Origin of the sequence: Chitinophaga sancti (genome assembly GCF_034087045.1) — a bacterium.
Taxonomy (GTDB): domain Bacteria; phylum Bacteroidota; class Bacteroidia; order Chitinophagales; family Chitinophagaceae; genus Chitinophaga; species Chitinophaga sancti_B.
In genome coordinates this window covers 4,172,285-4,199,228 of the sequence record NZ_CP139247.1, presented here as the reverse complement: position 1 = coordinate 4,199,228, position 26,944 = coordinate 4,172,285, and the positions used below count along the sequence as shown (strand labels likewise).

The window sequence follows — 26,944 nt, the reverse complement described above, 5'->3', positions numbered from 1 at the left end:
GATAGGATCTTTACGTATTAACAATTACATACATGCAAGTATTAAAATTCGGCGGTACCTCCATGGGAAGCGCCCAGGCGATAGAACAGGTTTGCGAGATCGTAAAAAACAGAAAACAAAACGGACGTCTTACCATCGTAGCTTCTGCTATGAGCGGCATCACCGACAAACTCATACAGGTAGGTACACTCGCCGGACAAGGACAGGAACAATATAGAACCGTATTGGAGGAGATTGAAAACAAACACCTCGACACTATCCGAACCCTCTTCCCTATCACTGCGCAGAGCAGCATTATCTCTCAGGTGAAAAAGCGCGTTAACGTACTGGAAACACTGTGTGACGGTATATTCCAGGTAGGTGAACTGAGCGCAAGATCGTTGGATAAAATCATGAGCTTCGGTGAACTGGTTTCTTCTTACCTGCTCGCTGAAAAACTCAAAGTCAGCGGCCTTTCTGCCGCATGGAAAGACAGTCGTGAACTGATCGTTACCGACAGTAACTATGGCAACGCCGCTGTAAACTTCCTCGCTACCAATCACCAGACTAACCAATATTTTCAGCAGGAAAGCGCTACCTACGTGGTACTCCCGGGCTTTGTAGCCGCTACCGCTGATAGCGAAACCACTACCCTCGGCAGAGGTGGTTCCGACTACACCGCTGCTATTATCGCAGCTGCCCTCAACGCTGAGGTACTTGATATATGGACCGATGTAAGCGGTATGATGACCGCCGACCCCCGTCTTGTATCACAGGCTATTCCTATCCCTCACATCAGCTATGCCGAGGCCATGGAACTGTCTCACTTCGGCGCTAAGGTGATCTACCCACCTACCATCCAACCCGTGATGGACAAAAAAATACCTATCTGGATCAAGAACACTTTTGCACCGGATGATTATGGTACCCTGATCCATACACCCGATGGCAATGGCCGCAACTACCCTGTAACAGGTATCAGCGGTATCCAGAAGATCGCCCTGCTTACCCTCGAAGGTAGCGGTATGGTAGGTATACCAGGATTCTCCAAACGCCTGTTCGAAGCCCTGCTCCAGGAAAAGATCAATGTGATCCTCATCACACAAAGCTCTTCTGAACACTCTATCACTGTAGGTATCCACGAAGCAGATATGCTGAAATCCAAACAGGCGGTAGATAGCGAATTCGCACAGGAAATACAGGAAAAACGTATACAACCCCTCGTAGTTGAAAGAGATATGAGCATCGTGGCCGTAGTTGGTGATAAGATGAAGAACCACCACGGTACCAGCGGCAAACTCTTTGCTGCACTGGGTCGTAACGGTGTGAACATCCGCGCCATCGCACAGGGTTCTACTGAAAAGAACATCTCTGTAGTGATCAATAAGAACGATGTGAAGAAAGCACTGAACGTGATCCACGAAGCATTCTTTGAAGCCCCGCTGAAACAGGTGAACGTATTCATCGCCGGTGTGGGCAACGTAGGCGGCAAACTGCTGGAACAACTGAACCAGCAGCACAACTTCCTCATGAATGAACTCGGTCTGCACGTACGTGTGGCTGGTATTGCCAACAGTAAGAAAATGGCTTTCGGCCACGCTTCCATCAACCTGCCTGAATGGCGCCAGTTGCTGGATAACGGCGAAAGTTCCGATATGAAAGGATTTGCTCAAAAGATCAAATCCCTCAACCTGCGCAACAGCGTATTCGTTGATAACACTGCCAGTCCGGAAGTAGCAGCGATATATGGCGACTTCCTGCAACACGGTATCTCTGTAGTAACCTGCAACAAGATCGCCTGTTCTTCTGACTACAACTATTATAAGAGCCTGAAAGAAACAGCACGTAAATTCAACGCATCTTTCCTGTTCGAAACCAACGTAGGCGCTGGTCTGCCGGTGATCAACACCCTGAATGACCTGATCCGCAGCGGTGATAAAGTAAACAGCATCGAAGCCGTACTGAGTGGTAGTCTGAACTTCGTGTTCAACAACTTCGTGGATGGCGCAAGCTTCCGTGAAGTGGTAAAAGCTGCACAGGACGAAGGATATACTGAACCAGATCCACGTATCGATCTGAGTGGGGTGGATGTAATGCGTAAGATCCTGATCCTTGCCCGTGAAAGCGGCGCCAGGATGGAACTGGAAGACATCACTAACCATTCCTTCCTGCCTGCCGAAGCACTGAACGCACCTTCTGTTGCTGACTTCTACGAACAACTCGATGTACATGCCGCTCACTTCAAAGGCCTCTACGATGCTGCTGTAAAAGAAGGTAAACGCCTGAAGTTCGTAGCCCGCTATGAAAATGGCAAAGCTTCTGTAGGTCTGCAGTCCGTAGCACCGGATCATCCCTTCTATAACCTGCTTGGAAAAGATAACATTGTGCTCTATACCACTAACCGCTATGCTGACCAGCCACTCATCGTAAAAGGTGCAGGCGCAGGGGCAGATGTAACCGCTTCTGGTATCTTTGCAGATATTATCCGTTCTGCCAGATAATGTTTATCTTAAATGTTCAATCACAAAGCAAAGACTGATGGAAAATGATTGTATAAAAGTATTTGCCCCCGCAACGGTAGCCAATGTAGCCTGTGGCTTTGATGTGATCGGGTTGGCCATGGAAGCACCCGGCGATGAATTCATCATGCGCAGGAGTGACAAACCAGGCGTGACTATCACAAAAGTACATGGTGCCAACCTGTCTACAGATCCGGCGCAGAACGTATGTGGCGTGGCAATACAGGCATTGTTGCAAAAGCTTGGAAATCCGGATGCAGGTATAGAGCTGGAATTATTTAAGAATATCACGCCAGGCAGTGGCATTGGCTCCAGTGCCGCCAGTAGCGCAGGCGCTGTAGTAGGTGCGAACCATCTGCTGGGCGAACCATTCACACGCAAGCAACTCGTACGCTTTGCAATGGAAGGCGAAAGACTGGCCAGTGGCGCTGCACATGCAGACAACGTAGCCCCCGCTATTCTCGGTGGCTTTACCCTCGTAAGAAGTTATAAACCGCTTGATATTACAAGCCTCCATACACCATCAGAACTCTGGGTGACGGTGATCCATCCCCAGATCGAAGTAAAGACTTCCGATGCCCGCGAGATCCTGAAACAAAAAGTGCTCATGACCGATGCCATCCGCCAGTGGGGCAACGTCGGCGCTCTCGTAGCAGGCCTCTACCAGGAAAACTATGACCTCATCAGCCGCTCCCTGGAAGATGTGATTGTAGAACCGGTACGTGCCATCCTCATTCCCGCTTTCTACGAACTGAAAGTAAAATGTAAGGAAGCAGGTGCGCTCGGTGGTGGTATCTCCGGCTCCGGTCCTTCTGTATTCATGCTGAGCAAAGGCGAAGCCAATGCCCGCAATGTAGCAGAGATGATGAATACCGTATATGCCCCCCTGGGCGTGGACTACAAAATCCATGTGTCCAAGATCAATACGGAAGGTGTAAAAATATCAAAAGCGTAAAATGAAATACTATAGTTTACAGAATAAAGAACATATCGTATCGTTCGAAGATGCAGTTGTAGCGGGCCTTGCGCCAGACAAAGGATTGTACTTCCCGGAACACATTCCTGCATTTGACAAAGGCTTCTTCGAAAATATCGGTACACTGAGCGAAGTTGAAATCGGCTATGCTGCCATCAAACCTTTTGTAGGTGAAGAGATCCCTGACGATGTGCTGCGTAAGATCATTGCCGATACACTGAGCTTCCCTTTCCCTGTTGCACCTGTTCACGACAATATTTATTCCCTTGAACTCTGGCATGGTCCTACCCTCGCCTTCAAGGACGTAGGCGCCCGCTTTATGGCTGGCTGTCTCGGTTATTTCCGCAGGAATGATACCCGCCCTGTAACGGTGCTGGTAGCTACTTCCGGCGATACCGGCGGCGCTGTAGCCAATGGCTTCTACGATGTACCGGGCGTAAAAGTGGTGATCCTCTACCCTAGTGGTAAAGTGAGTACCCTGCAGGAAAAACAACTGACTACACTGGGTAAAAATATCACTGCCCTGGAAATAGCTGGTACCTTCGATGACTGTCAGCGTATGGTGAAAACCGCTTTCCTGGATGCAGAACTACAGGCACACAGCCTGCTCACCAGCGCAAACTCTATCAACGTAGCCCGCTGGCTGCCACAGATGTTCTATTACCTGCTGGCTTATAAACAACTGCAAAAAGAGGTGGTCTTCTCTGTACCTTCCGGTAACTTCGGTAACATCTGCGCAGGTATGATGGCTGCCGCTATGGGACTGCCGGTAAAGCATTTTGTAGCCAGTACAAATGTGAATGATACCGTGCCCCGTTTCATGGAAAATGGCCAGTACCAACCAGGACAGGCAAAGCCAACGCTTTCCAATGCCATGGACGTAGCCGATCCGAGCAACTTTGTCAGAATACTGCAACTGTTCACCAACAGCCTGCCGGCACTGAAAGAAAAGCTCACAGCTTACAGCTTCGATGACAGGGCGACTGTAGCCACCATGGAAGCCGTATGGAGTAAACATCACTACATGCTGGATCCACATGGCGCCGTAGGCTACCTGGGCCTGCAAAAGTACCTGGCAGGCGCCGATACAACCGGTGTGTTCCTCGAAACCGCTCACCCGGTGAAATTCGCAGACACCGCACCCACCAGCCTGCAATCACAGATTGTAACTCCCGGGAGTGTACAATACCTGTATTCACTGGAAAAAGAATCCGTACAACTTCCGAATGACTACGCAGCGCTGAAAGGCTGGCTGATGCAGCAATAAAGGTTTTCTACTTAAAAGAACTTGTATCTTTCTTTTGATACAAGTTCTTTTTTATTTTAATATTGCTGTATGAAATACCTGGCCGTTTTTGCATTGCCGATCCTGTTTGCCTGCAACTCCAACTCCGCAGGGCATTCAGCAGATGCAACGAAAGATTCCGCGCTCTATGCGCCTATGATACAGCCGTTGACAGACTCTCTCAATAAATTTCCTGACAATGCGGACCTGCATTTCAGAAGAGCCCTCTTATTATTCAACACAGACCCGGCGCTGGCACAAAAAGACTTTGAAAAAGCAGCTCAGCTCAAGCCTAACGTTCCTGACTACTGGGCAGGTGCCGGTGAAGCCGCTATTTTAATCGCCCACTTCAAAGAGGCAGTGGCCAACTTCGAAAAAGCCCAACACCTGGCGCCAAAGTATGCTTACCTGCAATACCGCCTCGCCACCGCCCTGATCGAAGATAAACAATACAAACGGGCAGACAGTCTGGCCTCTAAACTGGCCAATGACCCTGCTAATCACGATAAAGCCTATTACCTGAAAGCGAAGATCGCAGAAGAGAATAAAGATACCACCCTCGCCATTCAATACCTGCGCACAGCTGTGGATCAGGCAGGTTTACAAAGTGACTACGATGCCGTCATGGAACTGGGCGATCTGCTGGCACAACGGCATGCACCTGCTTCATTGCAGTACTATCAGCTGGCAGCCAGGATGGATTCTACAAATGATGACGCACTCTACGCTATCGGTAAGTTCTATGAGCAGGAAAGTAAACTGGCAGAGGCCATCACGGCATTCAAAAATGCCATCAATATCGATGCAGAAGATGGTGACAACTATTTTGCTTTAGGAAGGATCTATTTCAGACAGCAGGAATGGCAGCCGGCTTACAACTACTTTAACATGGCCTGTAAGTCAGGGCCAACAGATGGTGAAGCCTATTACTACCGTGGCAGGTGCAACGAAAAACTGGGCCGGAAACAGGCCGCTATCGATGATTATTCCAAAGCTGTAACTTTTAAGAAAGACTTCAAAGAAGCCAAAGAGGCGCTGGCCAACATACAGAAATAAGTTACATTCGTCACTCAAATAAACGTTGTTCCTTTGAAAAAGAAGACCACCCTTATTGCACCCTCCCTCCTCGCCTCCAATTTCCTGGAACTCGGCAAGGAAGTAGACATGCTGAATAACAGTGAGGCGGACTGGTTGCACCTCGATGTAATGGACGGACGTTTTGTGCCTAATATCAGCTTTGGACTCCCCGTCATTTCCCATATTAAAAGAGCAGCCCGCAAGATCTGCGATGTGCACCTGATGATAGAAGAACCGGAGAAGTATGCAGAAGACTTCAAAAAAGCCGGTGCAGACATTCTCACTGTACACTACGAAGCATGTACCCACTTACACCGCAATATCCAGCAGATCAAAAACCTCGGCATGCAGGCAGGCGTAGCCCTGAACCCACATACACCCGTACAACTGCTGGAAAATGTGATCAAAGACGTGGACCTCGTGCTCATTATGAGCGTGAACCCCGGTTTCGGCGGTCAGCACTTCATAGACCAGTCACTGACTAAAATAAAGGAGTTACGTGCCCTGATAGATGCTCATCAGGCACATGCATTAATTGAAGTAGATGGAGGTATTACGGCGGACAATGCTGCGGATATAATAGCGGCCGGTGCCGATGTATTGGTAGCTGGCAGTTCAGTATTCAATGCCCCGGACCCTGCTGAAGCCATCAAGGCACTGAAGTATGCATAATCGTGTTCAAACACATATTTGGTCCCGCCCTTTATAAATGGCGGGATTTTTATTTTTACTCCGCCTGGAGCTTGTTGATAATCTCGCTGGATAACGGTTTCGTAAGGTACCCTTTTACAAAAGCATAATCGTCTACCTTCTTTCTATCACTATCGTCGATAGAGGAAGTAAGTACAAAAATGCCGATCTTCTTAGGTAGTTGCTCATAGAACCCGGCATAATCATTCAGAAAATCCCAGCCATCCATGACTGGCATGTTCAGATCAAGCAAAATGAGGTCTGGCAGCAAGTCCGGCTCGTAAATATATTCGCGCAGGTAGTTGAGCGCGTCCTGTGCTTCAGAAAATGCCTTCACTTTCTCCCCGATCCCTTGTCGTTTGATCATCAGGTTGGCTATTTGCTGATGAATCGGGTCATCGTCAACAATAAAGATCATATTGAGCAATTGCATACAGGGATTTATTCGGTTTTAAAGGTAATAATAAATTTTGTACCCCAGCCAGGTCTACTTTCTGCACTTATGCTTCCTCCCATTGCTTCTACCTGGGTTTTGGTAATAAATAAGCCGATTCCCTTTGCGTCAGCATTTTTATGAAAGGTTTTCCTGAAGCCAAATAGCTTGCTGCCAAAGCGGTTCATATCAATCCCCATTCCATTGTCTTCGGCTGTGAGCGTGATCAAGCCTTTCTCTTTCCGGCTGCTGAAGTGCAGGGTTGGTGGCACATCGGGCCTCCGGTAACGGATGGCGTTGGTGATCAGGTTTTGCAGAATACTGTCTAAGTATATACGGGGAAACGTGATCATCGGTGCTTCCTGAAAGTCTGTGGTGATGCGCAGCCCGCTCTGGTTCACTTCCAGCATCAGTACATGCGATACATATTCCAGTCTCTCTCCGAACGAAATCACTTCCTGCCTGATATCCGTTTCTTTTCGTATCTGCACTACGTTTACCAGGTCATTGAGTGTCTCATCTGTTTTGTTGATCACAGATTCGAGCATGCCCAGGTATTCGATCTTCTCCTCTTCTTCATTGGAATGATTGTGCAGTTGCATCAGTGCTTTCAGGTTGGCGATGGGCGCCCGCAGGTTGTGCGAAGTGATATGCGCAAAGTCTTCCAGCTGTTGGTTTTGGTTCAATAAGTTCCGGTTCAGCTTACTTAGCTGACTATTTGCCCTGTGTAATTCTTTTTGCAGTTTACGGCTACCGGTAATATCCCGGATAAAAACAGAGACGGTGTTGTCACGCATAGGTGTGACAAGGAAATCGTAACACTTGTCAACCCTGTAAAAGTAACTGCTGAACGATTCAGATACCGTACTTTTCATCGCCTGTGCCAGTCTTTCCAAAAATGGAGAGGGCGTTCTAAACTCAGGAATAATGTCAAAGATATTGCACCCTGGCTGAATTTCCACACCAGCCATTTGTGCAGCCTTTTTGTTGATGAAGTTGACCCGGCCGTCGCGCTCCAGGGTGGCGTATCCCATATCAACGGCATCGAAGAAGAGGTGCAGTTGTTCTGTATTACGCTGCAGCTCTGTACGCATGAAATGCTCAAGCTTCTTGTCAGTGATATCGTTGATGAGTGCAACGACAATTGTCTTTTTATTTACAGGGTCCTGTAGTGGGAAAAGGGTATAGTCCATCCAGCGGACCTCTGACAGGTCTGTAAAGATGGTCTCGGCAGAGTAGTCGACTTCTATTTCTTTGCGGACCATTTTATTCTCTGTCACTACTGTCATGAACAGTTCGTTAAACCCGTACATACGGGCAAAAGGATCGCTCATAATGTTGTAGGTGCCTTCTCCAAAGCCAGGCCGTACCTTCAAAAACTCACGGTGAGTGTGATTGATCCGGCGCATGAAACCATGGTGATCAAACTGTACATAGCCGATAGGCAGGTGCTCCACTACACTTTCCAGCAGGCGGGCACTCTTTTCCAAACCCATAAGGTTCAGTTTTTGCACCGTAACTTCCTTGAGCAGCAGGTAAAGATCTGTAACTTGTCGTTGGTGGTTGAAAGCAGGAAAAACGATCGCCTCATAATAACAGGGAGATAGCCGGATGGAATCGCCAACGGTATTTTCCTGGTAGCGCAGTAAAATCTCTTTTTTAGCGGACCTGCCGGTTTCGGCTACTTCCTCAAATAATTGGCTAAGGCCGATCTGGCGATAAACAGGATCCCGGAGTATATTGTAGCCCGGCTGTATAAAAATAGGGTGGTGAGGGCCCCAGATAGCTTGTTGTAAGGCGTTGCTTTTTATAGGGTAGCCATCCACTGAGAATTGTTGAATACCCAATGGAAGGTGAAAAAATAGTTTATCTGGCTGGGCTGTTTCATGCCCCAGTAGTACAAAATATTCATCCTGGGCCAACAACTGCCATGCTGTCCATCGACCGACCGGACCTGCAAATTCCACGCAGGCTTGTAGTCCGTTTTGAAAGGTTGCTAATAGTGCTCCCCAGTATACGCCCGTTCTCTCTCCGAACAGGTGATCATAATGGACTTTTTCTGTATTCCCCCCCGGTAACTGCACAAGTCCCCTGGCCTTATCATTGGCCGATAACAGGTTTCCATAAAGGTCTAGTAACAGTGCCGGTACAAACGAAGCGAGTGCCTTGTTTATAATGGCATCATTCATAATTTTCTGTAGGATAAGGTCTTAAAAATAGGGAATATATTATTATTTTTTAGTAGATACTTTTCTACATACCCATACCGCAATCACAATCTTTTCATTTATTCTTTGAACTTCCTGTGAATATTCCCTGTTAAAAATTGCATTGAGGTAGATTTCCCTTTAATTTCGCTAATAAATCAAAAGGGTAATTCGGCAAAATGCTTACAGTTTTTTAACATTGAATGCGAAATGATCGTTGCGGCTGCACATCATCATCCTGACAAAGGAGGAGAACTATGTAAGAAAAAGGCTTTGGCTTGGTTATTGCCCCTGCTTTTATGACAGCCGTGCGTGATTTGACCGGCAGTCCCTTTTCACTTTTAAATAAGACAACACTTGACAGAATCAATCATCAACTTAGACAGCATTAACCCTATAGAATTTTTTGGGGTCAACAATGGAAAGCTGGACCTGCTGAAGAAAAAATTCCCGCTGTTAAAGATTCTCTCCCGGGGTACTCAACTCAAAATCTCCGGTGCACCGGAAGAAGTAGCGACAGCACAGGAAAAAATCACTCAAATCATTTCTTACCTGGAGCGCAATGGTAACCTTAGTGAAAATTACTTTGAACAAATTTTAGGAGACGAAGAAACGGTTGATAACTTCAAAGACCGTAATTCCAACGAAGTCCTCGTATTTGGTCCTAACGGCCGCAATGTAAGAGCAAGGACGGCCAATCAGAAAAAGATGGTAGCGATGGCCGAAAAGAATGACATCATCTTCGCCATTGGCCCTGCTGGTACCGGTAAAACGTATACTGCCGTAGCCCTTGCTGTTCGTGCACTGAAAAACAAGGCTGTCAGGAAAATCATCCTTACCCGTCCTGCCGTAGAAGCTGGTGAAAACCTTGGCTTCCTTCCAGGCGATCTCAAAGAAAAGATTGATCCATACCTGCGCCCACTGTACGATGCCCTCGACGACATGATCCCCGCAGATAAACTGAGCTATTACATGACCAACCGCGTCATTGAAATCGCTCCGCTGGCATACATGCGTGGCCGTACACTGGACAACTCATTCATTCTTCTGGATGAAGCGCAGAACGCGACCGACCTCCAGATGAAAATGTTCCTGACCCGTATCGGTCCAAGTGCAAAAGCGATCATCACCGGTGATATGACACAGGTGGATCTGCCAAAAAATCAGCAGTCAGGCCTGGCAAAAGCCAGTCGTATTCTCCGTAATGTAGATGGTATTGGCTACCTGGAACTGGATGAAGAAGATGTGGTAAGACACCGCCTGGTAAAAGCGATCATACGCGCATATGATGCGGCAAAGGAAAAAGAGGAACAATATCAGCAACAAAATCAAAATCACCGTAACAGGGATAGAGACAGGGAAAGAGAACGGGACAGAGACAGGGATAAAGAAAAAGAGGAACGCATGGACAATTAACACTTCCTTAACAGTGTTTATTGTATGTTCACTTTTTATTATGCGAATTGAACAACAACACGAACCTGTACCGATGGCCAGACACAAAAATTATTCTTTTAGGGAATACAAGTCTGCACCCATGGCCACCAACTCGGTATCGCTTTTTTGTAAATTTCTACTTTCCTCCTATTTTTGTTACCTCTTATCTATAATGAACAATTGCATGACCAATTATCTGCGCTTTCTTGTCCTGGTTATAATATCCGGTGTTGTACTGAGCGGTTGCAAAAAGCGGGCTTCCCCACAGGAGGTAGCACTGAATTTTATGCATGCTATTCAGGAATCTAACTTCGATCTCGCCAGAGATTACGCGACGAGGGAATCGCAGCAGGTAATTCAGTTATATTCATTTTTCGATGCCCGCAGGAATGAGACAGAAAGAGAAAAGATCAAAAAAGCGGGTATAGAGGTAGTAAATGCGGAGGAAAATGGAGATAAAGCAACAGTGACCGTACTAAACTCTTCCTCTAAACAGCAGGAGCGTTTACAGTTGGTGAAGGAGAATGGCCAGTGGAAAATATCGCTGTCTTTAGAAAGTATAATTCCTAATTATATGCCTCCGGCTACACCGATCATGGATTCTGCCAGCGCGATGCAGCAGGATTCGGTTGGAGTACAGTCTCCGGATCAAAAATAGTCCTAACATCCCTGTAAATTTGGATTTACAGTTGAGTTCCTTATTTTTGCTACGCGCCAGCAAAAGTTAAATTCCACATTGCATAACGTTAAACAGCTGACCTAAGTCCCGCAACCGACTTGGACAGCCTTTTTCTTTTTGTAATATTGACGATGCCGGCGACACCAAAATAATAATAAACAAATAAATAGTTTTGAAGATGACGACGAACAATCCCTGGCATCAAGTCAGCACAGGATCTGAATCACCCAAAGTCGTAAATGCGATTATTGAAATACCAAAAGGCTGCCGCGCTAAATATGAGCTGGACAAGGAAACCGGTCTGCTCAAATTAGACAGAGTGCTGTATTCTTCAGTATACTACCCTGCAAACTATGGCTTTATTCCTCAGACATATTGTGATGATCATGATCCATTGGATATCCTGATCCTGTCACAGGTGGATGTAGTGCCAATGTGTATTATGGAAGCAAAGGTTATCGGTGTAATGCAGATGATCGATGGTGGTGAGGCTGATGATAAGATCATCGCTGTAGCTGCAAATGATATGAGTGTGAACCACATTAACGATATTACTGAATTACCGCCTCATTTCACTGCTGAAATGCGTCACTTCTTTGAAGAGTACAAGAGACTCGAGCATAAGGAAGTAAAAGTGGCTGAATTCCAGAATAAAAAAGTTGCTGAAAGGATTATTCTTGAGAGCATTGAAGGTTACAAGAAGATGTTCAATAAGTAGTTTTTAAAAGGGATCGCCACTTTTAAATTAAAAAAGTGCAACAAAAAGGTTTTGCCTCCGGCAAAACCTTTTTGTTGCACGCCGGTTTGTATGGCCCGCTTGCAGCCAGCCATACAAACCGGCATATTGTTTCAGATATATCGTTTGATGATTCTGAGGTTGTGAGTGCGCACGCCTGTCCCGGAATTAATGATACCCTGATTATCTATCGGATCTACCCTTACCCTACCAGAAGAATGTATGATTTCGTGATCATTCAACAGGATCCCTACATGCGTGATCCTACCCGCTTCATTGTCAAAAAACGCCAGGTCTCCCAGTCTCACCTCCTGTAAAAAATCTACTACCGTACCCTGTGTGGCCTGCTGATAAGCATCCCTCATTAATAAGATCCCCAGTGTCTTAAATACCGTCTGTGTAAAGCCGGAACAATCCACGCCGTATACAGACTTTCCACCCCACAAATAGGCTGTATTCAGGAACTGAAACGCCCGTTCACGCAGGCCTGCCTCGTCCAAAAATGGTTTTAAAAGGCTTTCCTCAAATTGTACCGTATACTTTCCCCAAATTGTTACAACCTCATCGGTGGCTTTTACCAGGCAGCCCAAAGGAACCTGCATAGGCTGACCGTTCATACTGACAGTGTTGACCCATTTGGCAGTGTAGTGTGTATAGGGCGCATTAAATAATTCTTCTTCAATGATTTCCAGGTGGTTAATAGTCGCCCACCCCTCGTATTCATCGTACTGACATTTTACCTTAACCCAGCCATCTTGTCCGTGTACTGTGATGGTTACGCATTCTCCCCACAATGCCTGTGAGATCATTTCACTTCTGTGGGCAGGTTCTGCCCTTAAAGGCATGACAGGCACCACCGTAATTGCATATGGCATATTAATTGTCTAAAATAATTATATGTCTAAATGAAACCTTTTAGGTTCTCATATGTAAATATAGGTAACACTATGCTACAGCAGTTAACTAATTTGTCGGACAAAGAATTAATATCCAGGGCGAGAAAGTTGAAAGACCAGGAAGCCGAAGGTGTTCTTTTGGAAAGGTATAGTCACCTCATGGTGGCCGTATGTCTACCCTATTTAAATACCGCCCCCGGAAGGGGCGCGGACGAAGTGTTTCCAGTGCTGCTACAGCGCCTGAGTAATTCTTTGAAGACCCAAACCATTCATAAGGTGAATGAGTGGATCCATTACAATGTAAAGGCCATCCAGGATAAGTCTGACAGGAACCTGCCCTTCTTCTCTACAACTGAATCCAGAGAAATCCAGCAAGTTGAAAACAGGGTTGAACATGCTGCTATGAACCAAAAGGAACAGCAGCAGCTCATAGCGCAGCTGAATGTGGCGATTAGTCAATTGCCCGGTGAGGAGAAATCATTCCTGACGAAATTTTATCTGGAACAACAGCCTTTGGCCCAGTTGGCCGCGAGTAAGAAGTATTCCATCGATAAAACCAGGCAGATCCTGAAAAATGCTAAACAGCATATGGCTTCAATACTGATGAAACATTCCTATGAGCAGTAATTTGGAAAATAACGATAAGATACTCAAAATCTTCAGCACGGTTAGGTGTATGAACAGGGACCAGTTGCCCCGTTATTTAGACGGACGGCTCACGGACCTGGAAAAGCATTTGCTGGAACAGCACCTGGTGGATTGTGATCTTTGTTTTGATGCGTTGCAAACATTGTCGCAGGCAAAGCATAGAGAGCAGTACCAACCCCTGTCAGTGAATATACAGCAGTATATCCGTAATAGTGTGCGCAAGGTATCGACTACGCAGAAGGTAGAACGGTATCAGCGGTTGGAGCAGAAGAAAGAAAGTTTACTGATATATTTCTGGGTAGTCGCGGCCGTAGCACTAGGTGCTGGCGGGTTTTATCTGGTACAGCACCAGAACCGGTTCAGGGCGATGAATCCGGTACAGCAGATAGCGGCAGCTGATAAAGAAACAGAACCAATTCAGACGAGTCATAGTCAGCCGGTAGTACAGGCCACGGAAGCGGCAGCTGCTACGGCTCATGCTGCTCCCGTGGCAGATACCCTGCAACGGAGGCCGCCTGTACCAGGGGAGGTTAAACCCATCCCTGTGGTGAAAAAGGACACCATCCGAACGGCATCGGCGCCCGTAGCACCAAAACCCGCTCCTTCAAAAGATTCGGTAAAGAAAACTCCTCCTGCAGAGCAGAAGGACGATAAGTCTACTTTACAACAGGCCAAAAAGGAGGAAAAATCCACTTTACAACCGGCCAAAGAAACTCCTGCGCCCGTAGCAGAGAAAAAAGAAACCCCTCCCGCTCCTCAAAAAGAGAAGGAAAAGGATGATGACGATGATAAAAAGACAGCCGATGTACAACCCACAGGTACGGATGAATTCCTGTACAAGGCAGCGATGGTCTACCATCAGCAAGGGGATTTAAACGAAGCGATTTCGAGGTATAAACACCTTTCAGACAGTAAGTCCAAATATGGGGAGCTGTCCCGTTATCAACTGGCTGTGTGCTATCGTAGCAAAGGCCAGACAGGAAAAGCCCGCCGGATGTTTAAAGAAGTTGTACGGATGAATGGGCCAATGAAAGATAAAGCCCAGTCTGCACTGGATAGTTTGTAATTATTTCTTCTTCATAAAAAAAGGGGTCGCTACCTTGGGTAGCGACCCCTTTTTTTATGGAATTCTTCCAACCCTGCATCTATATATTATAAGTTTCTATCTTTATCGCGTGAATATCAAGAACAGCCAGGAATTAACAGACGAAGAACTGCTGCAACGGTATAAATCCGATGACAACAGCCAATGGGTAGGCATCCTGTTTGACAGGTACGCCATCCTCCTACTCGGTATGTGCATGAAATACCTTAAAAATGAGGAAGATGCAAGGGATAGTGTGCAACAGATCTTTTTGAAGGTATTAGCAGATATCAACAAACACCAGGTACAGTTTTTCAGAGCATGGATTTATATGGTCACCAAAAACCATTGTCTCATGCAACTCAGACAACGCAACCAGGTAAGACAGGAAGAAGTAAACGAAAAACACCTGAACGATCCCGCCCCTCCTGAAGAAAAAGCTACCTTAGCAGAGAAAGAAGTGCTCCTTACTAATATGGAACAGGCACTGGAACAGCTGAATGATGAACAACGTATCTGCGTAAAATTGTTCTATCTTGAAAAATGCTCTTATTCAGAGATTACGGAAAAGACAGGATATAGTTTGCTACAGGTAAAGAGCTATATTCAAAACGGGAAAAGAAATTTGAAGTTGTTATTAAGCAAACAAGGAAAGCAATAATCATGGACGATTTTATGAATGATGCATATAATGATTTGTTCACGACGACACAGTGTCCGAGTCAGCAGGAGCTGCTGGATTATGTGCAGGGGAAGTTGTCGGCAGAGAAGCAGCATGAAGTGGAGTTGCATCTGTCGGATTGTGAATTGTGCAGTGAAGCAGTGGAAGGCTTAAGTGCGTTTGAGAAGAAGGAAATTATTCCGGTGTACCTGCGCCAGATGAAGTGGCAGATGATGAAGAAATTAAAGAGCAGGAAACAAAAGAAGGATCAGATAGCGGGTCATACACAACTCGCAATCATCTGTATCATTATACTATTTATGCTGCTCGCAGCATTCTGGGCGTTTCACTTTGTGACACATCCTGCGAGGTAAATAATTTCAAAACCACGCCAGCCAAAAAGAGAATTCTTGCTTGCTGCCGCAGGCCAATTCTACACTTATCACAATAACAAAGGCCCGTAGAGAATGCTACGGGCCTTTGTTTATACCTGGAACCCTTATAATTAGTTCAGTGAATCCAGCTTCTTCTTAGTTACTTCTACCTTTGCATTATCATTCTTGATCGCATAGATCTTCTGTAATGCATACAGGCAGCTCTGGTAAGTTTGCTTATCGCTTGCATCTAATGATGAAGCCTTAGCAGTGAAGTTCTGGTCAGCTTTCTCAAAGTAAGGCAGTGACTGATCCATCAGGGCCTGTACTTTAGTCTGCAATTCTTTTGCCTTAGGTGAATTCTGTTGCTTGCTATCCATATCGTTCAGTTCCTTGTTGAAACCAACCGCACGGTTAAAGTACAGTGCACCCAGCTGGAAGTTTGCAGTAGCATCATCTGCTTTCAGCTCGATTGCTTTCTTATAAGCACCTTCTGCTTTACCCATCAGTTCTTCGTAATTAGCTGGTTTAGGAGCATCTTTACCATCTTCTGCACGTGGGTTAGCTACGTTATCTACACGGATACCGTAATCCAGTACTGTATTGAAATCATTTGGATTTTCAGCCATCTTCTTCTCCAGGATAGCCAGCAGTTCGTTGGTTTTGCCGGTTTTGGAGTAGTAGATCATCTCCATATCGCTAAAACGCTTGTCTTTAGGGAAAGCAGTTTTACCTTCTTCGATTGCTTTCAGCCAACCTTCATTGTTACCCTTTTCTTCGTAGGCCTGCGCCAGGATTACATACAGCGCTGGTTCAGTTTTGAACTGCAGGTCAGCCGCTTTTCTCAGGTAAGTGATCGCATCATCTTTCTGTCCTGCCTGGCTAGCAGCGTAACCAGTGTAGAAGGTCATAGATGTATCAGTTGGAATGGAACCACCCAGGCTTTTGCTGTTGTAGAATTCAGCGATAGAGAACGCTTCTTTGAAGTGGGTATATGCAGAATCCCATTTCTGATCGTTCAGGTTACCATAACCTGCGTTACCTACGGTAGCGTACAGGTTGAACATGCGTTGATTCAGTTCCAGCAGAGCTTCTGGCAATTTAGGATTGATTTCCAGTGCTTTCTTATATGCTTCGAATGCTTGCAGTGCTTCAGCAGAGCTCTTATGCTCAGTAGCCTGTGCTTCCAGGATCTTACCTTTTACATAGAAAGTCTTTGCATCGTTCTTGGTCTTATCATTTTCCAGGGCAGCCTGAATGTCAGCCGTTGCTTTAGCGTAATCTTTGCTTTTCAACGCTTCCTCAGCACTATTCACTTTAGCACGCTGAGCGACAGCTGCTAAACCTGCACTGCAAAAGACAAATGATACCAATAGTTTTTTCATGATCAATTTTTTTTATTTGCTATAAGTATGGTTAAGGTATTATTTACGAGTTCAGCATTTTATATAAATACAACTAACCGCTGCTTAACCATTAGTTCGCACAGGCAAATTGCGGTAATTTTATCAATTATTCAGTAGGTGCTTCCTCGGTAGGGGCCTGATCTTCATCAGTTGCCTCTTCACCGCTGGTAGCTGCAGCATCACTGATTTCCTGCTGAGCGATCTCCTGCTCAACGTTTTCCAGCTCCTGCGCTACCTCCTGTTCTTCCTGCTCATCCAGACGGGCTACTGCCGCAATCTGATCAGTATCATCCAGGCGGATCAGTCTCACACCCTGGGTAGCTCTGCCCGCTTCGCGGATATCGCCTACTGCCATACGGATCGTGATACCGGATTTACAGGTGATCATCAGGTCATCCTTTTCAGTTACGTCCAGGATAGCAATCAGACGGCCTGTTTTCTCCGTTACGTTAATGGTTTTTACCCCCTTACCGCCACGGTTGGTAACCCTATACTCTTCTATATCTGTACGCTTACCAAAACCGTTTTCAGAAACCACCAGTACCGTACGATTTTCGTCCTTATTTACACAAATCATACCAACTACCTCGTCCTTATCATTGTCCACTTCGATACCTCTTACACCGATCGCACCACGACCTGTATCACGTACTGTGTTTTCAGGGAAGCGGATGGCACGGCCACTCTTAATCGCCATCATGATTTCGCTGTTACCATTTGTGAGCTTAGCTTCCAGCAACTGGTCACCTTCATTAATGGTAATTGCATTTACACCGTTCTGCCGTGGGCGGGAGAACTCTTCCAGCAGGGTTTTCTTGATGATACCATTTGCTGTACAGAGTACGATATAATTGCTGTTGATAAAGTCTTTATCACCCAGGTCCTTGATATCAATGATCGCACGGATCTTATCGTCGGTAGGCAGGTTGATCAGGTTCTGAATCGCTCTACCCTTGCCGCTCTTCTCTCCTTCAGGAATTTCGTATACTTTCAGCCAGTAACAACGTCCTTTTTCTGTAAAGAACAACATAGTATGGTGGGTAGAAGCAACGAACAGGTGCTCGATATAATCTTCTTCACGGGTCTTGCCACCCAGTGCACCACGGCCACCGCGTTTCTGCTGACGGTAGTCGTATGCAGAAGTACGTTTGATATATCCCAGGTGTGAAATGGTGATCACCACATCTTCTTCGGCGATGATATCTTCCATTCTCATTTCGCTGGCCAGGTACTGAATTTCAGTTTTACGCTCGTCGCCGAAACGTTTCTTCACATCTTCCAGTTCTTCACGGATAATTTTGAAACGCAGCCCTTCGTCATTCAATATATCTTTCAGGTGGCTGATCAGTTTCATGATCTCCTCATATTCTTCCTTGATCTTATCACGCTCCATACCTGTCAGACGTTGTAAACGCAGTTCCAGGATAGCTTTTGACTGAAGCTCGCTCAGGCCGAACTGACTCATCAATCCGTCTTTTGCTTCTTCAGGAGTGCGTGAACCACGGATCAAAGCAATCACTTCATCCAGGTGATCCAAAGCGATCAGGTAACCCTGTAAGATGTGTGCTTTTTCTTCCGCTTTACGCAGGTCGAAACGTGTTCTTCTCACCACAACTTCATGGCGGAAGTCTACGAATTCAGCCAGCAGGTCTTTCAGTGCCAATACGCGTGGACGGCCTTTTACAAGCGCCACGTTGTTGATACCATAAGAAGTCTGCAGCTCAGAATATTTATACAGCTGGTTGATCACAACGTTTGCAATCGCTTCACGTTTCAGATCGATTACCAGGCGCATACCTTCACGGTCACTTTCATCGCGTACTTCAGCGATACCTTCTATGATCTTATCATCGGCCAGTTGTGCAATCTTCTGGTGCAGTACCGCCTTGTTAATCTGGTAAGGCAGTTCATAGATCACCAGGCGCTCACGACCGGCTTTGGTAGTTTCTACATTGACTTTACCACGTACTACCACGCGACCACGACCAGTTTCAAAACCCTGTTTTACACCTTCATAACCGTAGATGATACCACCGGTTGGGAAGTCAGGCGCCTTCACATATTTAATCAGCTCTTCACTGGTGATCTCTTTATTTTCAATATAAGCGATCAGACCATCCACGACCTCGCTCAGGTTGTGGGGCATGATGTTCGTAGCCATACCTACAGCGATACCAGATGCACCATTCACCAGCAGGTTGGGGATGCGGGTTGGCAATACAGTAGGTTCTTCGAGCGTATCGTCAAAGTTCAGGGAGAAATCCACTGTTTCTTTATCGATATCTTCCAGCATAGCTTCTGCAATTTTTTGCAGACGGATCTCCGTATAACGCATGGCCGCTGGCGCGTCACCATCCACGGAGCCGAAGTTACCCTGACCGTCTACAAGAATGTAGCGCAATGTCCAGGGCTGTGCAAGACGTACAATGGTGTCATAAATGGAAGCATCGCCGTGAGGATGGTATTTACCCATTACCTCACCCACAATACGGGCTGATTTCTTGTAGGGTTTATTGCTGTTGTTACCCAGCTCACTCATACCAAACAACACCCTGCGGTGCACGGGTTTCAAACCGTCCCTTACATCGGGAAGCGCACGACCTACGATTACTGACATTGAGTAATCGATGTAAGCCGTTTTCATCTGCTCCTCGATGTTAATCTGGACAATCCTTCCGTCCTGAGAATTTTCAGTATTTTCTGACATTTAGATGGTTGTTTTGCTTTAAAAACAAATGAGCGCAAATATAGCCATTTCAGGCCGAAATACGGCCATTTTGACATTAAATGTGAATAAAAAAGGGATTGTCATATAGTGCTAAAACACAATGCGATAATAAATATTTTTTGTAGCTGAGTCTGAATAATCTTTTAAATTGCACTCACTGCCAATATTTATTCTATATCATAAATAATTACTATATGGAAGAAATGAAATATTGGCAAACAATTTGTTTTTAACCCTATGAAAATCAGAGTCTCATGGGACAAAGCGCAGTTTAAGAGTCAAATATAAATTCGAAATTTGCTAAAATTTTGAACATTACTATTACCACTGATGTTAAATCCCTGTTCCGTAAACCATAGTAAAGAATATATTTAGGTAACATGAAGAATATTTTATTGTTTGGTGCCGGTAAATCGGCCACCTGCCTGATCGATTATCTGCTGGTAAATGCTCCCCGGCAGAAGTGGCATGTGACCGTAGCGGATCATGACCTGATGCTGATCAAGTCGAAAACCGGCAAGTCATACTATGTAACCCCGGCAGCCATCAACATCCAGGATGAAGCAGCCAGACAGCAGCTCATACAGGAAACTGATCTTGTAATATCTCTGCTCCCTCCGCCCCTACATATTATTGTAGCAAAGGACTGCCTGAAATTTGGCAAAAATCTGCTCACCGCATCTTATATCGATCCGGAAATAAAAGCGCTGGAAAAAGAAATTGAAAACGCCGGTCTTCTGTTCATGTACGAGATGGGGCTGGATCCCGGTATCGATCACATGAGCGCCATGAAACTGATCCATTCTATCGAAAAGAAAGGCGGACAAATTTCCTCGTTTAAATCTTATTGCGGCGGACTCATTTCTCCCGAGAGTAATGATAATCCATGGCAGTACAAGATCTCGTGGAATGCCCGCAATATCGTGATGGCGGGTAGTTCAGGCGCTATCTATAAGGAGAAAGGAAAGGTCAAAGAAACAGATTATCTGCACCTGTTTGATCAGAGCAAAACTATTCAGATCCCTACCCTGGGCAAACTCGCATGGTACCCTAACAGGGATTCACTGGCGTATATGAAAGCTTATAAGCTGGAAGATATCCAGACCTTCATGCGCGCTACCCTGCGGTATCCTGACTTCTGCGAGGGATGGAGTACACTCGTAAAACTGGGACTTACGGACGATACCACGAAGATCCAGACAGATGATATGACCTATTACCAATGGGCCAGTCAGAACCTGAAACCTGCGAAGGACCTGAGTAATGAAGAAAACATCGCTCATTTCCTGGGTATCTCTGCCAAGTCAAAGATCATTCGGCAGCTGAAGTTTTTAGGTTTACTGAATGGGGAAAAGATCCACCAGGGAACACTTACAAACGCCGGCGTGCTGCAGAATATCGTAGAGTCCAAACTGGCCATGGAACCGACTGACAAGGATATGATCGTGATGATCCATGAGATAGAATTTGAACGCAGAGGTATCACGACACGGTTGCATAGTTACATGATAGTACAGGGTGAAGATCACCTGCGTACCGCCATGGCAAAGACTGTGGGGCTGCCTTTAGGCATTATGGCAAAGATGATTTTGCAGGGTAAAGTGAACCTCACTGGTTTGCAGATACCTGTCACACCTGATATTTATAATCCTGTTCTGAAAGAACTGGAAGAGTATAATATTCGATTTGAGGAGAGTTTCGAATAGAATAATATTTTCCTATGGTAAATGACCCTCATTCAAAGAAAAAGGCTGACCAAATGGTCAGCCTTTAATATATGTTTGCAATAATTCTTTCAGTTCCGCCACCCCTTCTGTAGCAGACTTCTCTATCAAATGCAAATATGGCCGCTGCTTTACCTGCGGCAGATTTTTATCTATCACGTACACGGGTACATGTCGCGGCACAATATCCAGTAATCCTGCTGCCGGATACACCAGCAACGACGTACCAATCACCACGAAAATATCCGCCTGTCTTACCAGCGTAACCGCCTGTTCTATCATAGGTACTTCCTCTCCAAACCATACAATGAAAGGTCGTAACTGCCCACCATCTGCTGCCAGATCGCCCAATCGGATATCGTCATTATAAGGGTAAGTACGTTCTGTATCCAATACACTCCTCATTTTAGTGATCTCCCCATGTAAATGCCAAACCTGCCTGGCACCGCCTCTTTCATGCAGGTCATCGATATTCTGGGTAATGATATGCAGGTCAAAATGCGCCTGAAGGTCCGCCAGTCCTGTATGCGCAGCATTGGGTTGCGCCTTCAGTATATCCTGTCTGCGCATATTATAAAAGTCCAGCACCAGCTGGGGATCCTTCTTCCAGCCATCCGGAGAGGCCACTTCGTATACATTATAACCTTCCCACAGTCCATCGCTGTCACGAAACGTTCTTAAGCCGCTCTCTGCACTAACGCCCGCTCCTGTTAATACAACCATCCGCAGTTTCATACAATGAATGTTTTTTATGATTTTCTGATTCGAATATACTGGTTTTAACATTTAACGTAACTTTATATATTATTTTCTAAATGGACCAGCCTTGAAGATCATTTATACGCTTATTTTCTGTTCGCTGATTATTTTATTACATACAACAGCCAGTGCTCAGAATGATACGACCCATGTACCAGCAGACAGCGCTAGCGCTAAAGAACAACTGGATAGTATACAGCATAATAAACCCTTGACGGAAGAAGATACTGCCATCAGTTACCGCATCAATGGAGTATACCTGAAGAGTATATGGACAGATTTAAAATATACGGTGTCCCGCCCTGCTCATTGGGAGAAGCGCGACTTTATACGTTTAGGTATAGTCGTGGGTGGTGCAGGTATATTGATGACCGCAGCCGATTATGAAGTGAAGCAGTTCCTGCTGCGCAATCATACCAGTGGATGGAATGCTATTACCGGGCAAATCGAGCCATTTGGGAATGCGTATTCCCCTTACCTGATTGGTGGAATGTACCTGGCTGGCGTGATCGCAAAAGACCGGAAACTCGAGAATGCGGGGCTCATGTCAGCAAAATCCTTGTTGATTTCAACACTGCTCTATACCACTGCCAAGTCTGTTATTCGCCGTGGACGACCTACCTATTTTGATTCTCCGTTTGACTACAACCGGCCGTTTACTATGAATAAGGAACATACGTCCTTCCCTTCAGGACATATGAATACGGTGACTACGGTGGCGACCGCACTGGCGGAGATTTATGGGGAGAAGCATCCGTGGGTACCGTGGGTGACGTATAGTATTGCGATTGCGACAGGAGCAACGAGAATGTACCAGATCAGGCATTGGAGTAGTGATGTATGGGTAGGCGCTTCGCTCGGGTATTTTGTGACGAAGAGTATATTCCGGCATCAGCGGGAAATGGAACGGAAGAAGGCATTGGCAGCGAGAGCAGCCGCGATGTAAAAAGTGATTGATAAAATCTTATGAATAAGGTTGCAGCCAATAGGCTGCAACCTTATTTTTTTTAATCACCATAAGTCAGGAATATCCTCATCGGCGTAGGATAAATCTCCCCTGAAGCAATGGGCAATGCCGCCGTATAGGTATAAGCTCCCGCCGGAACACTTGCCGTTGCGGTCTGCCCATATCCCACTGTCACAGAAGGCCCATAAAAGAACGTCTCTGTGCCATTAGGCTTTGTAAATGCAAGGCCAATCCGCACTGATTGAGATCCAGAATTAGCATTATAAACAGTCGCAGTGTAACCTGACAATACCTGTATCGTCACAGGCGTAAACAAGGTTGGATCAGACCAATATGCACCATAAGAAAACTGTCCGGAAGGATTGGTGTAGTAACCACCTGGTGCAGTATTGGTCCAGCTTTCCGTCACACCCGGTGAGGTGGTCTGCGAAGTCGTAATACCAATATTAGTCGTCTGGATTACAACGTAGCCTACCCCATTACTGGCTGATACAATGTAATACTTGGTAGGGGGATCTGCTTTGGCAATCATGGAACAGGCACAAAGCAACAGGAAAATGATTGTTTTTTTCATGTGAGGGATTTTTGGGTTATAAAAAAATTTTATGGTTATTTGAAATGCCTAAAATTGTATGTCAAACTGATTAGTAAGTAACGTCCCCTCGTCCTTGTCCATGAATCAGCAACCATCGAAGCACTCACACTCCTGCTGGCACCAGACTGCTGATTCAACAGATCTACACACGTCATACTCGCCTGCAACGCCCTGTTTTTTAAAAACCGGTAGCGTACCACTGGTGAAAGAATGGGGAAATCGGGCTGGTAATTTGAGGGCAGACTGCTGTTGAAGTTATAATACCAGGTTAACCCGCTTTCCAGGTTCTTCCATGAATAGCATCCTTTACCGGTGATACCAGTTTGGAAATAGTTGGTCGTTACGCCACTACCTGTCGTCATGATATTATACCCCGGGCCAACGCTGAGGCTCAGGTCCCAGCCTTTCTGGTCATTGTAGGTACAGGTCAAATCACTATTGGTTGTGAAGGTACGGCTGTCATTCCGTGCTCCATTGCTCAACACAGGACTCTTTGAATATGCAGCAGTTCCCATCATATTGAAGGCCAACCTGCCCTCCAGTGCAGAAGTTGAGTAATTGAGGGTGATGTTAGCACTTTGCGCACCTTCCAGGTTCACTGGTTTAGTTAGCTGGCCACCATTATCGAGTAAGGTGGTAGACTGCGCAATGCTATGTTTTGTGACACTGGCACCCATGCTGATGGTAAAGAGCTGCATAGTGCCCGTCTTAATGGCATTGTAACTCAGGTTAAGGGTGTGGGTATATGGTTGTTTCAGACCAGGATTGCCTTCCTGTATGAAGAGAGAATCTGATGTTACGGTCACGGGTTGTAATTGCTGTATAGATATCGCCATCGGCCTGCCGTTATAACCCAACATCAATGTTTTTCCACCTTTCGGGCTAATACTCACCATCGCCTGTGGTAGCACGTTGATAAAGCGACGGGAAAGTTGTGTGTGTTCACTCACATTGTCTGTCAGCAGCCAATCGCCTTGCAGGCCTCCACCTAAAGTGATATTTAGTTTGCCTGCCTGCCTCCTGATGGAAGCCTGTGCTACCCCGCTGTGATAGTTGCTGACGAAGTTATTACTCTGGCTGGAATCCAGCTGATCATAGTGTTGGTTGGCATCATTGAATTTGTAGGTGTCGTAGATGTTATTGTCCCTGTTAAAACCATAACTACCCTGTGCTGTGAAATTATATTTTTCACCCAGTGGTATGGTATACATCATATTGGCACCGACATTGAAGCTACCGCTTTTATTGTCCGTCAGCTGATGAATATTTTTGCTGTAGGATGCATATTCCGTCAGGGTTTCGTTCAAAGAGCTGCGCTTGTTTTCATAATTGCGTATGTTCAGGTTTGCCATGAGCAGTTCACCCATCTTTTTAGCACGATGGGTGAGTTGGAAATTTGAACTTAGCTGTGTGTTATTACTATTAGAATTGCTTGTACCGGATGATTGATAGAGCCGCTCACCTGAACTTGCATAATGTTGCATACTTTGTTGCACACTGGTATTATCCGAAATTTGCAGGTTTACCATCGGTATGATGCTGAGGGTAGTCCGCTCATCCGGATTAATATCTATCTTACCATTAAAGCGGTGTGAGCGTATATTATTTACTCCGTTGGTAAACTGGCTCAGGGAAGTAGAGGAGTCACCTGGAAATATGTGGAGTATCTGTGATCTGGATTCAACTTCGCTGCGGGTGTCATTGGCCAGGTAGTTGCCGTTAAACTTAAATAAAGCATTACGGCTGTCGCGGTAGTTCACACCGCCGTTCATCACCCGTCTGATCCCATTGCTTTGTTGTATGGGATCAGTGCCGGTTTTCTCTTTGTCTACATTACCTGCATCTGCAATGATAGAAAGCTGCTGACCGCCATTCATATGGTTCAGGTCACCACTCAGCATGTAGGTATCTCCTGTACCGGCACCTGAACCAGCTTTACCGAAGTTACCTTTTCTTTTGTCCGCCTTCAATACGATGTTCAGGGTTTTGCTACCCGGGAAACCCGGTGGGGGCGGTGGGCCGGGCATATTGTTGTGGATGTTGGTAGCATATACCTGGATCTTTTTTACAATCTCTGCGGGCAGGTGTTCAAGTGCTTTAGAAGGTTCCCCTGAGAAAAAGGGCTCACCATCTACTGTGATCTGGTCTACAGGCTGACCATTGATAGTAATAGTGCCATCATTCCGGATCTGTATGCCTGGAAGCATTTTAAGCAGTTCTACAAGTGCAGCATATTCTTTTGTTTTGAAGCGACTGGAATTATATTCAAGGGTATCATTCTTCATCACGATGGGAGGTTCCTGTACTACAATGGTATCCAGTTCTTTTACCCGGATGAACATATAGATGGTATCCATGTTTACTTCCTTTTGATTGCCGTTTATGGTAAAAGCTTTTTGTATAGGGGCGAGGCCCTGAAACGAAATGTTAAGGATGTACTGCCCAAAAGGAATATTGTCAGCGCTGAAACCACCTGTATGATCTGAGAAGATGGATTGCCTGATAATATTATCCTGTGTGATAGTAATAAATGCGTTTTTGAGCTGTTGATGGGTAACAGTATCAGACAGCTGGCCATATATTTTGCCGGTTTGTTGGGCGTGCACTGTAAAGGAGGCAAATAATATCAGGTAAACAAATACGTGCTTATAAAAACTCATTCCAATGGAATTAGACAAGCACCTTTTGCTATGAAAGACACTTGTAAAATTAAACTAATCTGCAGCATGACCTAATTTGCTGCATATAAGCCAAATGAAATCAGGATAGGGGACAATAACTTTTTCATATTTTTTTTATTAGGGTTTTAAAAAACGCTCAGATGTGCATGGAAAAACCTACAAAGCGGCGAGCGTGTTGAAATACTGAGTTAACGAACTATTATTACTCTTAAATAATAATGGGTTCTGAAAGTAGCTGACCACGATACCTGTAGAAGCATAAATAGGTTCATACGCATAGTCCTTGTATATGATAGCTTCGGTCTCTGCCTCCAATGGGTAACATTTAAGTATTGGAAGTGATAAGGTATATGTTATTCAATTTACAAATTATTCCTTACAATGCAACTTAGCAACAGTCAAT

The 26,944-nt window shown here is 45.6% G+C and carries 22 protein-coding genes; 14 read left to right on the top strand and 8 right to left on the bottom strand.

Features of this window, described 5'->3' with window-relative positions; all coding sequences use genetic code 11:
* Window positions 1-32: 32 nt before the first annotated feature.
* The 5 genes from thrA to rpe all read left to right on the top strand — a co-directional run bounded on the left by thrA (window position 33) and on the right by rpe (window position 6,508).
* A complete protein-coding gene (gene thrA, locus SIO70_RS17220) occupies window positions 33-2,480 on the top strand; it encodes a bifunctional aspartate kinase/homoserine dehydrogenase I (protein WP_320572647.1) in 2,448 nt (815 codons plus the stop codon).
* 37 nt (window positions 2,481-2,517) lie between these two features.
* Window positions 2,518-3,453 carry a homoserine kinase gene (locus SIO70_RS17215; RefSeq protein ID WP_083729871.1) on the top strand — a complete coding sequence of 312 codons (936 nt, stop codon included), beginning with the start codon at window positions 2,518-2,520 and terminating at the stop codon, window positions 3,451-3,453.
* Between the two features lies 1 nt (window position 3,454).
* Window positions 3,455-4,741 carry a threonine synthase gene (gene thrC / locus SIO70_RS17210; protein WP_320572645.1) on the top strand — a complete coding sequence of 429 codons (1,287 nt, stop codon included), beginning with the start codon at window positions 3,455-3,457 and terminating at the stop codon, window positions 4,739-4,741.
* 69 nt (window positions 4,742-4,810) lie between these two features.
* Window positions 4,811-5,815: a tetratricopeptide repeat protein gene (locus SIO70_RS17205; protein ID WP_320572643.1), complete on the top strand. Its 1,005-nt coding sequence runs from the start codon at window positions 4,811-4,813 to the stop codon at window positions 5,813-5,815.
* Window positions 5,816-5,848: 33 nt separating this feature from the next.
* Window positions 5,849-6,508 carry a ribulose-phosphate 3-epimerase gene (gene rpe / locus SIO70_RS17200; RefSeq protein ID WP_320572641.1) on the top strand — a complete coding sequence of 220 codons (660 nt, stop codon included), beginning with the start codon at window positions 5,849-5,851 and terminating at the stop codon, window positions 6,506-6,508.
* A 55-nt stretch (window positions 6,509-6,563) separates the two neighbouring features.
* Here the strand turns inward: rpe and SIO70_RS17195 are convergent, their stop codons facing one another.
* Both SIO70_RS17195 and SIO70_RS17190 read right to left on the bottom strand, forming a co-directional pair.
* Window positions 6,564-6,959, bottom strand: coding sequence for a response regulator (locus SIO70_RS17195; RefSeq protein WP_116854761.1), 396 nt, complete (start codon window positions 6,957-6,959; stop codon window positions 6,564-6,566).
* A gap of 8 nt (window positions 6,960-6,967) precedes the next feature.
* Window positions 6,968-9,148: an ATP-binding protein gene (locus SIO70_RS17190; RefSeq protein ID WP_320572639.1), complete on the bottom strand. Its 2,181-nt coding sequence runs from the start codon at window positions 9,146-9,148 to the stop codon at window positions 6,968-6,970.
* A gap of 375 nt (window positions 9,149-9,523) precedes the next feature.
* Here SIO70_RS17190 and SIO70_RS17185 point away from each other — a divergent pair, with 375 nt between their 5' ends.
* The 3 genes from SIO70_RS17185 to SIO70_RS17175 all read left to right on the top strand — a co-directional run bounded on the left by SIO70_RS17185 (window position 9,524) and on the right by SIO70_RS17175 (window position 12,000).
* On the top strand, window positions 9,524-10,582 hold the full coding sequence (locus SIO70_RS17185) for a PhoH family protein (protein ID WP_320572638.1): 1,059 nt from the start codon (window positions 9,524-9,526) through the stop codon (window positions 10,580-10,582).
* Between the two features lie 205 nt (window positions 10,583-10,787).
* A complete protein-coding gene (locus tag SIO70_RS17180) occupies window positions 10,788-11,261 on the top strand; it encodes a DUF4878 domain-containing protein (protein WP_320572636.1) in 474 nt (157 codons plus the stop codon).
* A 199-nt stretch (window positions 11,262-11,460) separates the two neighbouring features.
* Window positions 11,461-12,000 (top strand): inorganic diphosphatase, encoded by a 540-nt coding sequence (locus SIO70_RS17175; RefSeq protein WP_320572634.1) that lies wholly within the window; start codon window positions 11,461-11,463, stop codon window positions 11,998-12,000.
* 131 nt (window positions 12,001-12,131) lie between these two features.
* On the opposite strand, the gene SIO70_RS17170 is transcribed toward SIO70_RS17175, so the two are convergent.
* Complete coding sequence (locus SIO70_RS17170) at window positions 12,132-12,893, bottom strand: C40 family peptidase (protein WP_320572633.1); 762 nt, start codon at window positions 12,891-12,893, stop codon at window positions 12,132-12,134.
* Window positions 12,894-12,965: 72 nt separating this feature from the next.
* Here SIO70_RS17170 and SIO70_RS17165 point away from each other — a divergent pair, with 72 nt between their 5' ends.
* The 4 genes from SIO70_RS17165 (at window position 12,966) to SIO70_RS17150 (ending at window position 15,681) form a co-directional block, all read left to right on the top strand.
* The gene (locus tag SIO70_RS17165) at window positions 12,966-13,541 is read left to right on the top strand and encodes a hypothetical protein (protein ID WP_320572631.1); all 576 of its coding nucleotides are present in this window, start codon (window positions 12,966-12,968) and stop codon (window positions 13,539-13,541) included.
* Complete coding sequence (locus SIO70_RS17160; protein ID WP_320572628.1) at window positions 13,531-14,628, top strand: tetratricopeptide repeat protein; 1,098 nt, start codon at window positions 13,531-13,533, stop codon at window positions 14,626-14,628. Before SIO70_RS17165 ends, SIO70_RS17160 begins: the two co-directional genes overlap by 11 nt.
* Before the next feature lie 109 nt (window positions 14,629-14,737).
* Window positions 14,738-15,307, top strand: coding sequence for a sigma-70 family RNA polymerase sigma factor (locus SIO70_RS17155; RefSeq protein ID WP_320572627.1), 570 nt, complete (start codon window positions 14,738-14,740; stop codon window positions 15,305-15,307).
* Window positions 15,308-15,309: 2 nt separating this feature from the next.
* Complete coding sequence (locus SIO70_RS17150) at window positions 15,310-15,681, top strand: hypothetical protein (RefSeq protein WP_320572625.1); 372 nt, start codon at window positions 15,310-15,312, stop codon at window positions 15,679-15,681.
* A 131-nt stretch (window positions 15,682-15,812) separates the two neighbouring features.
* On the opposite strand, the gene SIO70_RS17145 is transcribed toward SIO70_RS17150, so the two are convergent.
* Both SIO70_RS17145 and gyrA read right to left on the bottom strand, forming a co-directional pair.
* Window positions 15,813-17,066, bottom strand: coding sequence for a hypothetical protein (locus SIO70_RS17145; protein ID WP_320572623.1), 1,254 nt, complete (start codon window positions 17,064-17,066; stop codon window positions 15,813-15,815).
* A gap of 127 nt (window positions 17,067-17,193) precedes the next feature.
* Window positions 17,194-19,794 (bottom strand): DNA gyrase subunit A, encoded by a 2,601-nt coding sequence (gyrA, locus tag SIO70_RS17140; protein WP_320572621.1) that lies wholly within the window; start codon window positions 19,792-19,794, stop codon window positions 17,194-17,196.
* Window positions 19,795-20,195: 401 nt separating this feature from the next.
* Between gyrA and SIO70_RS17135 the strand changes: the two genes are divergently transcribed.
* Window positions 20,196-21,521, top strand: a complete 1,326-nt coding sequence (locus tag SIO70_RS17135) for a saccharopine dehydrogenase C-terminal domain-containing protein (protein WP_320572620.1) — start codon at window positions 20,196-20,198, stop codon at window positions 21,519-21,521.
* A 57-nt stretch (window positions 21,522-21,578) separates the two neighbouring features.
* On the opposite strand, the gene SIO70_RS17130 is transcribed toward SIO70_RS17135, so the two are convergent.
* The gene (locus SIO70_RS17130) at window positions 21,579-22,274 is read right to left on the bottom strand and encodes a Sir2 family NAD-dependent protein deacetylase (protein ID WP_320572618.1); all 696 of its coding nucleotides are present in this window, start codon (window positions 22,272-22,274) and stop codon (window positions 21,579-21,581) included.
* A gap of 91 nt (window positions 22,275-22,365) precedes the next feature.
* Between SIO70_RS17130 and SIO70_RS17125 the strand changes: the two genes are divergently transcribed.
* Complete coding sequence (locus SIO70_RS17125) at window positions 22,366-23,244, top strand: phosphatase PAP2 family protein (protein WP_320572616.1); 879 nt, start codon at window positions 22,366-22,368, stop codon at window positions 23,242-23,244.
* 61 nt (window positions 23,245-23,305) lie between these two features.
* On the opposite strand, the gene SIO70_RS17120 is transcribed toward SIO70_RS17125, so the two are convergent.
* Together SIO70_RS17120 and SIO70_RS17115 are read right to left on the bottom strand one after the other, a co-directional pair.
* Entirely contained in the window at window positions 23,306-23,839 is a 534-nt protein-coding gene (locus SIO70_RS17120; protein ID WP_320572614.1) for a hypothetical protein, read from the bottom strand.
* A 35-nt stretch (window positions 23,840-23,874) separates the two neighbouring features.
* Entirely contained in the window at window positions 23,875-26,520 is a 2,646-nt protein-coding gene (locus SIO70_RS17115) for an outer membrane beta-barrel protein (protein ID WP_320572612.1), read from the bottom strand.
* Between the last annotated feature and the right edge of the window lie 424 nt (window positions 26,521-26,944).